Below are 13,763 nucleotides of genomic sequence, written 5' to 3'. Positions count from 1 at the left end.
TTAGGGATTTGGGGCGAGATTGCGCAGCCATGAACCGCGCACTCGCTCTGGCCCTGCCTTTCGTCCCTTCGGCCCGCTTCGATTCGGTCGAACTGGCGCGGCGCATGATCGTGCTTGGCTGCGGCGCGGCGCTGATCCTTGCCGGCAAGGCACTGCCGTTCTGATTTTTCTCCGCTGAACGCCTGCGCGTAACCGGCCGCGGCGAATCCGCGAAAGCAACCTCGACCCTGTTCGGCGAGGATGACCTGATGACCTTCAATCGCTCTGTGATTGCGCTGTTCGGCACGCTCGTCGTGCTGGGCGCGGCGACGCTTGGTGTCTCGCATGATGCGCCCGCTGCGCCCGCCACGCGCAATCCGGTTGCGGTGACCGGCGAGCCGGTGCTGCTTGAGCTGTTCACCAGTCAGGGCTGTTCGTCCTGCCCGCCGGCCGACAGGCTTGCCGAGACGCTGGCAACCGATCCCAACCTTGTCGTGATCGCGCGGCCTGTCACCTATTGGGATCGGCTCGGGTGGAAAGACACGCTGGCACGCGAGGATAACACCGCGCTCCAGCAGAACTACGCGCGCCGGGGTCTTGCAGGGCGCAACGGGGTCTATACCCCGCAGCTGGTGGTGAACGGCCAGTTTGGCGCCGTCGGTTCGAACGCCCGGAGCATCGCTGACGGGGTCGCGCGGTTCGGCCAGGCAGGGGGCGCGGCCATCCGGGTGGCACGGGACAGGACGGGTTATGCCATCGATCTGTCAGGCAGCACGCCGGGCAAGGCCGAACTGGTTCTGCTTGCCGTGACCCGCCGGGTGACGGTCGGCATCGGCAGCGGCGAGAATGGCGGGCGCCGGATCGGCTACACCAACGTGCTGCGCGCCGAGACCAAGATCGGCGAATGGGCGGGCGGCCAGGCGCGGCTTGCGCTGGACGCGGGCCAACTCAAGGTGCCGGGGGCAGATCGCTATGCGCTGGTGCTGCGCCAGCCGGGCGGCGGCACGGTGCTCGCCGCGCGCTGGGTCGCCTAGAGGACACGGACGAGCGCCGCCACGGCCGCGCCGCCCAGCACCAGTCCGACAAATCCCCGCCACACCGGATCACTCACCCGCCCGGACACCCTTGCGCCCAGCCGGTTGCCCGCGATGATCAGCGGCAGCATCACCAGTGCGAAGGCCAGCAGTTCCCACCGCAGGATGCCGAGCCAGGTTGCGCTCGCCAGGCCGGCGCTCGCCGCAATGGTGAAGATCAGCTGCATCGAGGCCTTGATGGTCGCGCGCGGCAGGGTGCGTCCGGCATAATAGGGCACCACCGGCGGCCCCGGCATCCCGGCATAGCCCGTCATCAGTCCGCTCAGCGCGCCCACCCCGCCGGTCGCCAGCGGCCCCGGCATGGCCTCGCCCCGGCGCGGGAGCAGGATCGCGACAAAGGCGCTGAGCGCGATCAGCGCGATCACCAGCCGCGCCACATCCTTGCCGGTGAGCGAGAGAGCGTAGAGGCCCAGCGGCGTGGTCACCACCACCAGCGCGCCGATCACCCACGCGCTCCGTTCCGCATCGCGCACCAGGCTGCGGATTTCGGTCGCGCCGATCATCAGTGACAGCGCGTTGGTCAGCACCACCGCCTCAACCGGGGGCAGGGCGAGGGCCAGCACCGGCACCAGCAGGATCGCCATGCCGAACCCGGTCAGCCCACGCACGAAGGCCGAGCCGAGCGCTGCCCCGAAGGCGACAGCGATCTGGATCGCGGTGAAGCCCCCGAAGACCTCCATCTAGGCGGTCGTGCCCCTGACGATCAGCGTCACCGTCACCGCGTGGAAGGCGGCAATGGCGAGGTTGCTCAGCACGACCGGATTGGCGAGCGTGCCGACGGTGAACGGCGTCAGCAGCTTGTAGGCGATCTGCACCAGCAGCAGCGCGGCGACCATCTGCGGCAGCGGCTTCCACAGCAGCGCCGCCGACCCTGCGAGGATCGCGAGATAGACCGCGAGCAGAATGCCGCGGGCGGGCGAGGGCGGGCCGTAGGCCGCCTCCACCCACCCTGCATTCGTAAGGATGCTCCCCGTCACCGGCAGCAATACCGCAATGTTCAGCAGCAGCGAGAGGGTGATCATCGTCGGCATGGCGGTCCGTGCCCCGTCAGGCGATGTCGGGCGGGGTGCCCTCGCTGCGCAGCATCGCGATCGCCTCGGCGAGCGGCATCACCTTCTGGTGCTCCGCGCCCAATGTGCGCACCGCGACAGTGCCTTCCTCGGCCTCGCGCTTGCCGACCACCAAGAGGTGCGGGACCTTGGCGAGCGAGTGTTCGCGCACCTTGTAGTTGATCTTCTCGTTGCGGGTGTCGGTCTCGACCCGGATGCCGGCCGCCTTGAGCTGCGCCTCGACGTCATGGGCATAGGCGTCCGCGTCCGAAACGATCGTCGCCACCACCGCCTGCACCGGGGCGAGCCAGGTCGGGAGCTTGCCCGCGAAATGCTCGATCAGGATGCCGATGAAGCGTTCATAGCTGCCGAAGATCGCGCGGTGGAGCATCACCGGGCGGTGCTTTTCGCCATCCTCGCCGATGTAGTTCGCGTCCAAACGCTCGGGCAAAACCCGGTCGGACTGGATCGTGCCGACCTGCCAGGTGCGCCCGATCGCGTCGGTGAGGTGCCATTCGAGCTTGGGGGCATAGAACGCGCCCTCGCCGGGGAGTTCCTCCCATTCGAGGCCGTTGGCGGTCAAAGCATCGCGCAGCTCCTGCTCGGCCTTGTCCCAGTCCGCCTCGCTGCCGAAGCGCTTTTCGGGGCGCAGGGCGAGCTTGATGTCGTAGGTGAAGCCGAAGTCGCGATACACGCTGTCAGCGAGCGCGATGAAAGCCTGCACTTCGCTGACGACCTGCCCCTCGGTACAGAAGATATGCGCATCGTCCTGCGTGAACTGGCGCACGCGCATCAGGCCGTGCAGCGCGCCGTGGGGCTCGTTGCGGTGGCAGCAGCCCATTTCGCCCAGACGAATGGGGAGGTCGCGGTAGGAGGTGATCCCCTGCTTGAAGACCATCACGTGCGCCGGGCAGTTCATCGGCTTGATCGCCATCCATGCCGCGTCATCCGCCACCTTGGGGGAGGCGACGCCGCTCTCCTCGTCGACATCGGGGACGATGTCGGGGACGGCGAACATATTCTGCGCGTACTTCCCCCAGTGGCCCGATTGCGTCCACTGGCGCACGTCCATCAGCTGCGGGGTCTTGATCTCGCGATAGCCGCCGCCGTCCATCTTGCGGCGCATATAGCTCTCGAGCTCGCGCCAGATGCGGTAGCCCTTGGGGTGCCAGAAGACGCTCCCGTGGGCCTCCTCCTGCAAGTGGAACAGGTCCATCTCGCGGCCCAGCTTGCGGTGGTCGCGCTTGGCGGCCTCTTCCAGACGCGTGAGGTGGGCTTGCAATTGCTTCTTGTTGAGCCAGCCGGTGCCGTAGATGCGGGTCAGCTGCGCATTGTTCTGGTCGCCGCGCCAATAGGCCCCGGCGACGCGCATCAGTTTGAAGGCATCGGGATCGAGCTTGCCGGTCGAGGGCAGGTGGGGCCCGCGGCACATATCGAGCCAGTCGTTGCCTGACCAATAGACCGTCAGCTCCTCGCCCTCGGGCAGTTCCTTGGCCCATTCGGCCTTGAAGGTCTCGCCCTCGCCCGCCCACTTGGCGATCAGCTGCTCGCGGCTCCACACCTCGCGGCGCAGCGGCTTGTCGGCGCGGATGATGCGGCGCATTTCTTCTTCGATGGCGGGCAGATCGTCCATGCCGAAGGGTTCGCGCGTGTCCGGCGCCTTCACGTCATAGTAGAAACCGTCGTCGGTCGCCGGGCCGAAGGTGATCTGCGTGCCGGGGAACAGCGACTGCACCGCCTCGGCCAGCACGTGAGCATAGTCGTGGCGGGCGAGTTCGAGCGCATCGGCCTCGTCGCGCGAGGTGACCAGCGCGAGGTTCGCGTCGCCATCGAAGGGGCGGGTCAGATCGCGCAACTCGCCATCGACGCGCGCAGCAATCGCTGCCTTGGCGAGGCCCGGGCCGATCGCCGCGGCAATGTCCGCCGGGGTTGAACCCCGCGGCACTTCGCGCACCGAGCCATCGGGCAGGCTGATCTTGAGCAGTTCGGTCATCGTTCAAATCCGTCTCGTTTGGCGCGCCTTAGGACAAAGGGCATCGCACCGGAAGAGCGGTGTTGGGCGAGGTACCGGATCAGGGAGAACACCGCGCCGCCCCGATCCGGGCGGCGGGCTGCAGGCTCTATGCCGCAGCACCCCGCCCCCGGATGGTAGTCCGGGTCGTGGTGGTGGTGCAGGTGGTGGCGAGCGTCTGTGCCATGCGGGCGTCCATAGGCTTATGGCGTTCGCCTGTCACCCCTTATGAACAGCCTCGCGCCAGAGCGTCAACGCGATCGAGAATGGCCGCTACGATCCCTCGCTCCCGCTTGCCTTCACCATCGCCGAGGTGTTCGGCCTGCCGATAGAGGCGATTTTCTGCCGGGATTAGACCACCAGCTTGCCCGAACCCTTGTCGGTCGCAATCCGCTTCGTCCCCGCCAGCTTGGCCGAGCGCTGCCTTACGCCGCTGGAGAAGCGGTACTCGGTCTCCGCTCGCGTCGGGGTCAGTTCGACCACCATGTAGCCGCGCTGCGATGTATCGGCCCATTGGAGCTGCGGGTTTTCGGCCACCATCGCGCTTGCCAGCGTGTCGGGCTTGATGAAGTTCAGGTAGCTTTCGAAGCCGGGCGAGCTGACCGAGCAGACGCCCAGTTCCACCCCCACGGCCGCGCCGTCCTGCGTCAGGTCGAAGGCCCAGCCATTGTGGGTGTCGCCCGCCAGCACCACGAGGTTCGCATCTGCGTTCAATGCCGCCTTGAACACGCGTTCGCGCGCGGCGGGGTAACCGTCCCAGGCGTCCATGTTCGAGGGCAGGCCCGCCTTGCTCGCCTGCGCGGCGGCGGCGAGGCGCTTGGCGACGAAATCGGGCACGCCGGCACCCAGCCCCTCGACCAGCGCGGTGGGGGTCTTGAGGTTGCCGATCAGCACTTGCTGCACCAGCACCTGCCATGACGTGCCAGCCTTGGTCGAAGCCTTGAGTGCATCGGCCAGCCACGCCTCCTGCGCGGCTCCGAGCAACTGGCGTTCGGTGTCCGACCATGCCCCGTCGCGGAAGGCATCGAGTGCGGCTGCGGCTGCGGCGGGATCGGTCTTGCCGTCGAGCAGCTTTTCAAGACTGAACTGCTGCTCGCGCCCCTCAAGCCGGGTGTCGAGCCGGAACAGGGTGGCAAGGTCGCCGACCTGATAGGCCTTGTAGGGATCGTCCGAGACCGGCATCCATTCGCGGTAGGCGCGCTTGGCGGCGGCCTTGCGCATGGCCCACTCGCCCTCGGTGTCGCTCTGGTGGTTCTGCGCGCCGTCCTTCCACGAATCATTGGCGCTTTCGTGATCGTCCCAGACGGCAATCATGGGGAGCACCTGATGAAGGCGCTGCAGGTCGGGATCGGCGCGGTAGGTGGCGTAGCGCAGGCGGTAATCGGTCAGCGCGACGATCTCTGTGGAAGGGGCCAGCACCCGGTCAGGGTGAGCCTGCCCGGCGGTGGGATAGGTGCCCGCGCCATATTCGTAGATGTAGTCGCCCAGATGCACCGCAAGGTCGGCATCGTTCGCCTCGGCGGCGTGGGCATAGGCGTTGAACCAGCCGAAGCCATAGTTCGAGCAGGAGAACACCGCGAGGCGGAAGCGCGCGCTTGGCCCTTGCGGCAGGGTGCGGGTGCGGCCCACGGGCGACTTGGTGCCATCGGGGGCGATGAACTGGTAGAAATACCACGTGTCAGGTTCGAGATCGCTCATCACCTCGGCCTTGACGCAGTAATCGCGCTCGGCCGAGACGGGCACCGATCCGCCGCCGACCGGGCGGCTCATGTCGGCGCTCTTGGAGACGATGTATTCGATCCGGCCTGCGTCCCCGACATAGCGGGTCCACAAAAGGAAGCTGTTCGCCGAGGGCTCGCCGCTCGCAACGCCGTGGGTGAAGCCGGTGCCGAAGCCCTGCGCTACGGCAGGCGCGGCGGCAGCGGCAGCCCCGGCTCCGGCGAGGGTGAACAAGCTGCGGCGGGTGAGCGCGGTGGCGGCGGGCAGGCCCGCAGATGTGGTGTTGGGCATGGCGGTGCGCGTAGTCCTCTCCCGTTGCGCTTGCGTGACAATGCTTGCGCTTGCGGCGCGGCGCAAGGCATGGGAGCGGCATGACCGACATTGTGCACCACACCCTTTACGATGGCCGCCGCATCGCGTTTCGCTACACCCATGGGTCAGGGCCGTGCCTGGTGTTCCTGCCCGGCTATATGTCCGACATGAGCGGCAGCAAGGCGAGCGCCCTGTTCGCCGAGGCTGAATTGGCCGGACGCGCCTGCCTGCTGCTCGACTATTCGGGCTGCGGGCTGAGTGACGGCGAGTTCGCCGATGGCACCCTGTCGAAGTGGCGGGACGAGGTGCTGGCGCTGGTGGCGTCCTATGTCAGTGGGCCGGTGCTGCTGGTCGGCTCCTCGATGGGCGGATGGCTGATGCTGCTGGTGGCCGAGCATCTGAAACACCGCCTCGCCGGGCTGATCGGCATTGCCCCCGCGCCCGATTTCACCCGTTGGGGCTACACCGCGGCACAGCGCGCAGCGCTGGCGGCGGGCGAGACGATTCTCGAGCCGAACCCCTATGGCCCCGAGCCGACGCCCACCCATCCCGGCTTCTTCGCCGATGCCGAATGTCACCTGCGGCTGGAGCGCGGGCTCGATCTCGCCTGTCCGGTGCATCTGATCCACGGCAAGGCCGATGCCGATGTGCCGTGGGAGATCAGCCTCAGGCTGAAAGCGGCGCTCGGGTCGGCTGAGGTTCAGGTGACGCTGGTAGAGGACGGCGATCACCGCCTGTCGCGTGACAGCGACATTGCCGCATTGAAGGCCATCGTGGCCGGTTTTTACGGATAGCGCCCCATGTCCCTGATCCTCGCCGTGTTGCTGCAAGTCGGCCCCAATCCGCTCGGCGGGGGGATGCAGGGCGATGATCTTGTGCGCGATCGGCCCGCACGGGCCGAGGCGGCAAAGACCGAGCTGAACGCGACCAGCGCCTGGCTCGAAACCTGTCTCGATCAGCTCGCCGAAGACCCGGCGCGCGCCCATGCCACGGCGCAAATCCGCCGCAGCGAGACGCAAGGGGCCGACCGGGTGCTCGCCAACCACTGTCTTGGCCTTGCCGCGAGCGAGCTGGGCCTGTGGGACGATGCCCGCGCCGCCTTTGCCGCCGCCCGTGCCGAAACCCCCGAGGACGAGACCCGCACCCGCGCCCGCTATGCCGCGCTGGCGGGCAACGCCGCGCTGGGCGGAGGCGATGCGGCGGGCGCGGAAGGGCTGCTGGCGCTGGCCGAGGGCGAGGCACGCGCTGCCGGTTCCGCCCCGCTCGAAGCCATCGCCGCCACCGACCGCGCCCGCGCGCTGGTGACGCTGGGGCGGGGGGAGGAGGCGCTCGCCGCGCTCGACATCGCCACCACCGCCGCGCCTGACCGGGCCGAGGGCTGGCTCCTGAAGGCGACGCTGCTGCGCCGGCTCGACCGGCTTGGCGAGGCGCAGGCCGCGATCGAGCGCGCCTCGGCCATCGCCCCGGGCAGCGCCGGTCTCGGCCCCGAGATCGGGCTTGAGGCCGGGGTGATCGCAGTGCTGGCCGGGCGTGACGAGGCCGCGCGGGCGAGCTGGCAATCGGTGATCAGCCTCGCCCCCGAACATCCCGCCGCTGCCACCGCCAAGGGCTATCTTGCGCAATTGGGCGGGGCAGGCGAGACTGCCGCTGCGCCCGCCCAGGAGGCTCTGCAACAATGACCCGCTTTTCCGTGCTCGACCTCGTGCCCGTCCGCGAGGGCGGCACCCTCACCGAAGCCTTCGCCGCCACCACGCAGCTGGCGCGCGCCGCCGAGGCGGTGGGATGCGACCGCTTCTGGGTGGCCGAGCATCACGCGATGGACGGGATTGCGGGCGGCGCGACCTCGGTGGTGCTCGCGCATATCGGCAATGCCACCAGCCGCATCCGCATCGGATCGGGCGGGATCATGCTGCCCAACCACACCCCGTTCCAGATCGCCGAGCAGTTCGGCACGCTGGACGCGCTGTTCCCCGGGCGGGTCGACCTCGGGCTGGGCCGCGCGCCGGGGGCCGGGCCGGAATTGCAGCGCGCCTTGCGCAAGAACCTCCACCAGGCCGCCGAATACTTCCCGCAGGACGTGGTCGAACTGCGCGCGCTGCTGACCGGCGATCTCGAGATGCCGATCGCCGCCACCCCCGGCCTCGGCGCCAAGGTCGAGCTGTGGATGCTGGGATCGAGCCTGTTCGGCGCGCAGCTCGCGGCGAAACTTGGTCTCCCCTATGCCTTTGCGGCGCATTTCGCGCCCGATCATCTGGACGCCGCGCTCGCGGTCTATCGCCGCGACTTCCAGCCGTCAGACGCGCTGGATCGCCCCCATGTGATGGTCGCGATGAATGTCTTTGCCGCCGAGACTGAGGCCGAGGCGCGCCTGCTCGCCTCTTCGCAGCAGCAGAGCTTCGTGCGGTTGCGCTCGGGCCAGCCCGGCAGGCTGCCGCCACCGATCAGGGATTACACCGCAACCCTGCCCGCCCCCGCGCAGGCGATGCTCGCGCATATCGGGCAGGCCGCTGCCGTTGGCACACCCGCACAGGTGCGCGACGGGATTGCCGCCTTCGTGCAGCGCACCGGGGCGGACGAAATCATGCTCTGCGGCGCGACCTACGACCCGGACGCGCGCATCCGCAGCCTCGAACTGACGCTCGACGCCTGCCAGACCGTGCCCGCCGCCTGACGCTACGTCATCATCCCGCTTGGCACGGCGCAGATGAAAGTGTATCGCCACATCATACGATAACAACAATCCGGCATAATAATGTTGCGCACGAAGCGCAGGCCGGACGCAGGACGAGCAGGAGCCTTTCATGGTGCCCCAAACCACCGTCGCCGCGCCTTCCAAGGCGCTGATCAAGGCTCTGCGGGTGGCTCTGGAAGCCTCGATGCTGCCCGGCGATCCGCCGCTCGGCAAGGCGGCGCTCGACGAGGCGGCGGGCTGGCTGCTCACCGCCGCCGCCACCCGCGCCCCCGGCCAGTCGCTGGTCGCGCTCGAATCCGCCGGTGGCGACCGCCGTCACCTGCGCATCGGCCTCATCAATGACGATATGCCGTTTCTGGTCGATTCTGTCGCGGCGACGATTGCCGCGCAGGGCGTGGGAATCGACCTGCTGCTCCACCCCGTGACCCCGGTCGAGCGTGACGCGGCCGGTGCCATCGCTGGGCTGGGCAAGACAGGCGCGCGCGAATCGCTGATCTACATCGAAACCCCGCGCGTCGACGCCCGCAAGCGGCGCGAACTGCTGGCCGCGCTCGAGACGACGCTGGCCGATGTCCAGGCAGCGGTCGGCGACTGGCCGACCATGCAGGCCGCGATCACCGCCGATGCCGCGCTGGCGGGCGCGGTCGATCCCGAGGCAGGCGCGCTGCTGTCGTGGCTGGGGGCGGGGATGCTGACCCAGCTCGGCCATGTCACCCGCCACCGTGACGGCACCAGTGCCGCGCGGCTCGGCATCTGCCGGGCCTCGGCGCACGACCTGCTGGCCGATACCTCCTATGCCCGCGCCTTCGAATGGTTCGACCGGCACGACGCGGCGGGCCGCCCGCAGGCACTGCTGGCGATCAAGTCCAACGTCCAGGCCCGCGTCCACCGCGCCAGCCCGCTCGACCTGTTCATCGTGCCCGTGCGCGAAGGCAAGACGATCACCGCGCTTTCGATCCATGCCGGGCTGTGGACCAGTGCGGCGCTGAACGAGCGGCCGTCCGAAGTGCCGGTGCTGCGCCGCATGGTCGCCGACATGACCGCGCGGCTCGGCTTCGATCCGGCCGGGCACAATGGCAAGGCGCTGGTGCACGCCTTCACCTCGCTGCCCAACGACCTGCTGACCGCCTTCGATCCGGCGCGCGTTGCTGATCTGGTTGCCACCAAGATGGCGCTGATCGACCGGCCGCGCCCGCGCCTCATCATGGTGCGATCGATGCTGGAGCGCCATGTCTTCGCCTTCGTCTGGCTGCCGCGCGATCAGCTGTCGACCGAGGTGCGCTTGCAGATTCAGGCGATGCTGCTTCAGGCGCCGGGAGCGCGGCTGCTCGACTGGAGCCTTGAGGTCGAAGGTTCGACGCTCGCCCTGCTGCGCTTCCTGATCGATGTGCGCGCCTGCGCCGATCTGCCTGACGATACCGCGATCGAGGCGCAGCTGGCGCAATTGCTGCGCGGGTGGAACGAGGCGGTCGAGGGCCATCTGGCCGCCACCGGCGAGGAGGCGGGCCGTGCCGCCGCGCTTGCTGGCCGCTATGCCCCGGCCTTCCCGACCGGTTACCGCCTTGCCTATGGCCCCGAAGAAGCCGCGCGCGATATCGCCAAGCTGCGCACTCTGGCGCTGGGAGAGGGCGGAGCGCAGCGCGCGGGGCATCGGGCTGTGCGGCTCTATCGCTGGCCCGCCGACGGGGCCGAGACGCTGCGGCTCAAGGTCTATGTCCCCCATGGCGTGCTCGCGCTGTCGGACGCAGTGCCCGCGCTCGAGAATTTCGGGTTCCGGGTGCTGGCCGAAGTGCCGACGATCCTGACCGATCCGACCCTCGGGTCGATCCACGAATTCGTGCTCACCCTGCCCGCCGGTCGCGAAGCCGGGGCACTGCTGGACCGCGCAGGCCTGATCGAGGGAGCGCTGGCCGACGTGCTGAGCGGCGGCGCAGAAGACGATCCCTTCAACCGCCTGATCCCCGCCGCCGGCCTGTCGCTGCGCGAGGCGAACTGGATGCGCGCGATCTATCGCTATCTGCGCCAGACCGGGGTGAGCTACACGATCTACACTGTCGTCGATGCACTGGTCGCCGCGCCGCAAGTGACAGCGGCGATGATCGCGCTGTTCCAGGCGCGGCACGATCCGGCCTTCAAGGGCGACCGCGACGAAGCGGTGGCCGCTGCGGGGGCCGCCTTCACCCGCGGGCTGGCAAAGGTTACCGCGATCAACGATGACCGCCTGCTGCGGCTCTACCGCGCGGTGCTGGATGCGGTGCTGCGCACCAACGCCTTTGCTCCGGCCGCGGCCGAGGCGCTTGCCTTCAAGCTCGAATCCGCGAAGGTTCCGGGCCTGCCCAAGCCGCTGCCCTGGCGCGAGATCTTCGTCTATTCGACGCGGGTTGAGGGCATTCACCTGCGTTCGGGCGCGGTGGCGCGCGGCGGCCTCAGGTGGTCTGACCGGCGCGACGACTTCCGCACCGAAATCCTCGGTCTGATGAAGGCGCAGCGGGTCAAGAACGCGGTGATCGTGCCCACCGGCGCGAAGGGCGGGTTCTATCCCAAGCAGCTCCCCAGCCCCGCGATCGACCGGGATAGCTGGGCAGCGGAAGGCCGTGCCTCCTACGAGGTGTTCATCCGCACGCTGCTGTCGGTCACCGACAACATCGTCGATGGCAAGGTCGTCCACCCCAAGGCCGTCGAAGTGCTCGATGGGGAAGACCCCTATTTCGTGGTCGCCGCCGACAAGGGCACCGCGACTTTCTCCGACATCGCCAACGGGATCGCGCAGAGCCGCGACTTCTGGCTCGATGACGCCTTCGCCAGCGGCGGGTCGAACGGGTACGACCACAAGGCGATGGGCATTACCGCGCGCGGGGCGTGGGTCAGCGTTCAGCGCCACTTCCGCGAGATGGGCATAGACGTCCAGACCGACAGCGTCACCGTTGCGGGCTGCGGCGATATGTCGGGCGATGTGTTCGGCAACGGGATGCTCTTGTCGAAGGCCTTGAAGCTGGTCGCCGCCTTCGATCACCGCCATATCTTCATCGACCCCACCCCCGATCCTGCCGCCAGCTGGAAGGAACGCGCGCGGATGTTCGCCCTGCCCCGCTCGAGCTGGGACGATTACGACACAGCGCTGATTTCCAAGGGCGGGGGCGTGTTCCCGCGCTCGGCCAAGGTCATCAAGCTCTCCAAGCGGGCGCGCGAGGTGCTGGGGATCGACGTCAAGGAAATCGAACCCGAGGCGCTGATTACCGCGATCCTCAAGGCGCCGGTCGACCTGCTGTGGTTCGGCGGGATCGGCACCTATGTGAAGGCGCCGCAGGAGAACAATATCCAGGTCGGCGACCCGGCCAATGATGCCCTGCGCGTCGATGCCACGGACGTGCGCGCCAAGGTGATCGGCGAAGGCGCGAACCTCGGCGTGACGCAGGCGGGGCGCATCGCCTTTTCGCTGGCGGAGGGCCGGATCAACACCGACTTCATCGACAATTCCGCCGGGGTCGATTGCTCCGACAACGAGGTCAACATCAAGATCGCGCTGGCTGCGGCGACAGCCAGCGGCAGGCTCAGCCCGAAGAAGCGCAACACCCTGCTCGCGACGATGACCGACGAGGTCGCCGATATCGTGCTGGAGGACAACCGCCTGCAAGCGCTCGCGCTGTCGGTGGCCGAGACCGGCGGGGCGGCGGCCACATCGGCCTATGTCCGCCTGATCGAGCGGCTGGAGGAAGCCGGCGATCTCGACCGTCGCACCGAGGGGCTGGCCGATGCCGAAACTTTCACCCGCCGCGCGGGCGAGGGCCACGGGCTGACCCGGCCCGAGCTGGCGGTGCTGCTGTCATCGGCCAAGCTGGCGCTGCAATCGGCGATCGAAGCGAGCAGCCTGCCCGATGATCCGGTGCTCGAACCGCTGCTGATCGCGCGCTTCCCTTCGGCGATGCGCAAGGCCTATGCGGCGGAAATCAAGGGCCACCGGCTGCGGCGCGAGATGATCGCGACGAGCCTGTCGAACCGCATCGTCAACCGGCTCGGCATGGTGCACCCCTTCGAACTCGCCGAGGAGGAAGGCGTGGGCCTGGCCGAAGTGGCGGGCGCTTTCGTGGTCGCCGAAAACCTGTTCAACCTCGCCCCGCTGTGGCGCGATCTTGATGCTGCCGACATTCCCGAAGCGGCGCGGCTGGCGCTGTTTGACCGGCTTGCGGCTGCGGTCGGCAACCTGATGAGCGACGTGCTGCGCACCGCTGCGGGCAAGGTCGCGGCGGGCGCGATGATCGGCGCGCTGGCCGATGGCGTCGCCGCGCTGGTCGCCGGACGCGAGGAATTGCTGACCGACGAGCCGCGCGCCCGCTCGCTGGCGCTGAAGGCGGGCTTTACCGCCGCCGGTGCGCCTGACGGGCTGGCAGCGCGGGTCGCCAATCTGTTCGACTTCGACGGCGCGGTGGGCCTCGCGCAAGCCTCGCTCGCCAGCGGGATCGAGGCCAAGCGGCTCACCCATGCCTTCACCGACATCGGCACCCGGCTCGGCCTCGACTGGGCGCAGGGGACGGCGGCGCATATGTCGCCTTCGGACGTGTGGGAGCGGCTGTTGGTGTCGGGCCTCGCGCGGGATTTCCAGCAGATGCGGATCGAGTTCCTGCGCCGTCTGATGCAGGACAAGACCGCGGCCAGCGACCCGCGCGGCGCGGTGGCGGACTGGGCGGCGCGCAATGCTGCAGGCGTCGCGCAGTTCCGCCAGCTGATCGCCCGCGCGCAGGCCCGCCCCCCGGTGGGCGCGGCGATGCTCGCCCAGATCGCCAGTCAGGCGCGCAACCTCCTGGAGCGCTGACGCGCTCGCAGATCGCCCGCCCCGCCGCTTCGCTCCAGCGAACAGCCAATCCGCTAACTTGACCCTTCGGCAATTTGCGCCACATCAAGGCCCGCAC

10 protein-coding genes and 1 pseudogene are annotated in these 13,763 nt (G+C 68.7%); 7 read left to right on the top strand and 4 right to left on the bottom strand.

Annotated elements, in window-relative coordinates:
* The first annotated feature begins 29 nt into the window (after positions 1 to 29).
* Positions 30 to 164: a hypothetical protein gene (locus PS060_RS05415; RefSeq protein WP_273986045.1), complete on the top strand. Its 135-nt coding sequence runs from the start codon at positions 30 to 32 to the stop codon at positions 162 to 164.
* An 84-nt stretch (positions 165 to 248) separates the two neighbouring features.
* Entirely contained in the window at positions 249 to 1,013 is a 765-nt protein-coding gene (locus PS060_RS05410) for a DUF1223 domain-containing protein (RefSeq protein ID WP_273986043.1), read from the top strand.
* On the opposite strand, the gene PS060_RS05405 is transcribed toward PS060_RS05410, so the two are convergent.
* Genes PS060_RS05405 through thrS form a run of 3 tightly spaced genes read right to left on the bottom strand, consistent with a single transcriptional unit; the run spans position 1,010 to position 4,115 of the window.
* Positions 1,010 to 1,753 (bottom strand): sulfite exporter TauE/SafE family protein, encoded by a 744-nt coding sequence (locus PS060_RS05405; protein WP_273986041.1) that lies wholly within the window; start codon positions 1,751 to 1,753, stop codon positions 1,010 to 1,012. The genes PS060_RS05410 and PS060_RS05405 overlap by 4 nt on opposite strands.
* Positions 1,754 to 2,104 carry a hypothetical protein gene (locus PS060_RS05400; protein WP_273986038.1) on the bottom strand — a complete coding sequence of 117 codons (351 nt, stop codon included), beginning with the start codon at positions 2,102 to 2,104 and terminating at the stop codon, positions 1,754 to 1,756.
* 16 nt (positions 2,105 to 2,120) lie between these two features.
* Positions 2,121 to 4,115 carry a threonine--tRNA ligase gene (gene thrS, locus PS060_RS05395; RefSeq protein WP_273986036.1) on the bottom strand — a complete coding sequence of 665 codons (1,995 nt, stop codon included), beginning with the start codon at positions 4,113 to 4,115 and terminating at the stop codon, positions 2,121 to 2,123.
* Between the two features lie 256 nt (positions 4,116 to 4,371).
* On the opposite strand from thrS, the pseudogene PS060_RS05390 reads away from it, so the two are divergent.
* Positions 4,372 to 4,488, top strand: a pseudogene (locus PS060_RS05390) (helix-turn-helix transcriptional regulator); the annotation flags it as partial.
* Here PS060_RS05390 and PS060_RS05385 read toward each other — a convergent pair.
* Positions 4,485 to 6,143, bottom strand: coding sequence for an alkaline phosphatase D family protein (locus PS060_RS05385; RefSeq protein WP_273986035.1), 1,659 nt, complete (start codon positions 6,141 to 6,143; stop codon positions 4,485 to 4,487). The pseudogene PS060_RS05390 and the gene PS060_RS05385 sit on opposite strands and share 4 nt — an antisense overlap.
* 80 nt (positions 6,144 to 6,223) lie before the next feature.
* Here PS060_RS05385 and PS060_RS05380 point away from each other — a divergent pair, with 80 nt between their 5' ends.
* The 4 genes from PS060_RS05380 (at position 6,224) to PS060_RS05365 (ending at position 13,666) form a co-directional block, all read left to right on the top strand.
* Entirely contained in the window at positions 6,224 to 6,958 is a 735-nt protein-coding gene (locus PS060_RS05380; protein ID WP_273986033.1) for an alpha/beta fold hydrolase, read from the top strand.
* Between the two features lie 6 nt (positions 6,959 to 6,964).
* The gene (locus PS060_RS05375) at positions 6,965 to 7,843 is read left to right on the top strand and encodes a hypothetical protein (RefSeq protein ID WP_273986032.1); all 879 of its coding nucleotides are present in this window, start codon (positions 6,965 to 6,967) and stop codon (positions 7,841 to 7,843) included.
* Positions 7,840 to 8,835 (top strand): LLM class flavin-dependent oxidoreductase, encoded by a 996-nt coding sequence (locus tag PS060_RS05370; RefSeq protein WP_273986031.1) that lies wholly within the window; start codon positions 7,840 to 7,842, stop codon positions 8,833 to 8,835. Before PS060_RS05375 ends, PS060_RS05370 begins: the two co-directional genes overlap by 4 nt.
* A gap of 130 nt (positions 8,836 to 8,965) precedes the next feature.
* Positions 8,966 to 13,666, top strand: a complete 4,701-nt coding sequence (locus tag PS060_RS05365; RefSeq protein ID WP_273986030.1) for an NAD-glutamate dehydrogenase — start codon at positions 8,966 to 8,968, stop codon at positions 13,664 to 13,666.
* The last annotated feature ends 97 nt before the right edge of the window (positions 13,667 to 13,763 follow it).

This window comes from Erythrobacter sp. BLCC-B19, assembly GCF_028621955.1.
Classification (GTDB): domain Bacteria; phylum Pseudomonadota; class Alphaproteobacteria; order Sphingomonadales; family Sphingomonadaceae; genus Erythrobacter.
The sequence above is the reverse complement of the archived record's forward strand: the minus strand, read 5'-3'. Positions and strand labels throughout refer to the sequence as shown.

Excerpts from the sequence above, each read along its gene's own strand:
- PS060_RS05370 (WP_273986031.1), top strand. The coding sequence starts at position 7,840 with ATGACCCGCTTTTCCGTGCTCGACCTCGTGCCCGTCCGCGAGGGCGGC.
- PS060_RS05400 (WP_273986038.1), bottom strand. The coding sequence starts at position 2,104 with ATGCCGACGATGATCACCCTCTCGCTGCTGCTGAACATTGCGGTATTG.
- PS060_RS05405 (WP_273986041.1), bottom strand. The coding sequence starts at position 1,753 with ATGGAGGTCTTCGGGGGCTTCACCGCGATCCAGATCGCTGTCGCCTTC.
- PS060_RS05415 (WP_273986045.1), top strand. The coding sequence starts at position 30 with ATGAACCGCGCACTCGCTCTGGCCCTGCCTTTCGTCCCTTCGGCCCGC.
- PS060_RS05375 (WP_273986032.1), top strand. The coding sequence starts at position 6,965 with ATGTCCCTGATCCTCGCCGTGTTGCTGCAAGTCGGCCCCAATCCGCTC.
- PS060_RS05365 (WP_273986030.1), top strand. The coding sequence starts at position 8,966 with ATGGTGCCCCAAACCACCGTCGCCGCGCCTTCCAAGGCGCTGATCAAG.
- PS060_RS05385 (WP_273986035.1), bottom strand. The coding sequence starts at position 6,143 with ATGCCCAACACCACATCTGCGGGCCTGCCCGCCGCCACCGCGCTCACC.
- PS060_RS05410 (WP_273986043.1), top strand. The coding sequence starts at position 249 with ATGACCTTCAATCGCTCTGTGATTGCGCTGTTCGGCACGCTCGTCGTG.
- thrS (WP_273986036.1), bottom strand. The coding sequence starts at position 4,115 with ATGACCGAACTGCTCAAGATCAGCCTGCCCGATGGCTCGGTGCGCGAA.
- PS060_RS05380 (WP_273986033.1), top strand. The coding sequence starts at position 6,224 with ATGACCGACATTGTGCACCACACCCTTTACGATGGCCGCCGCATCGCG.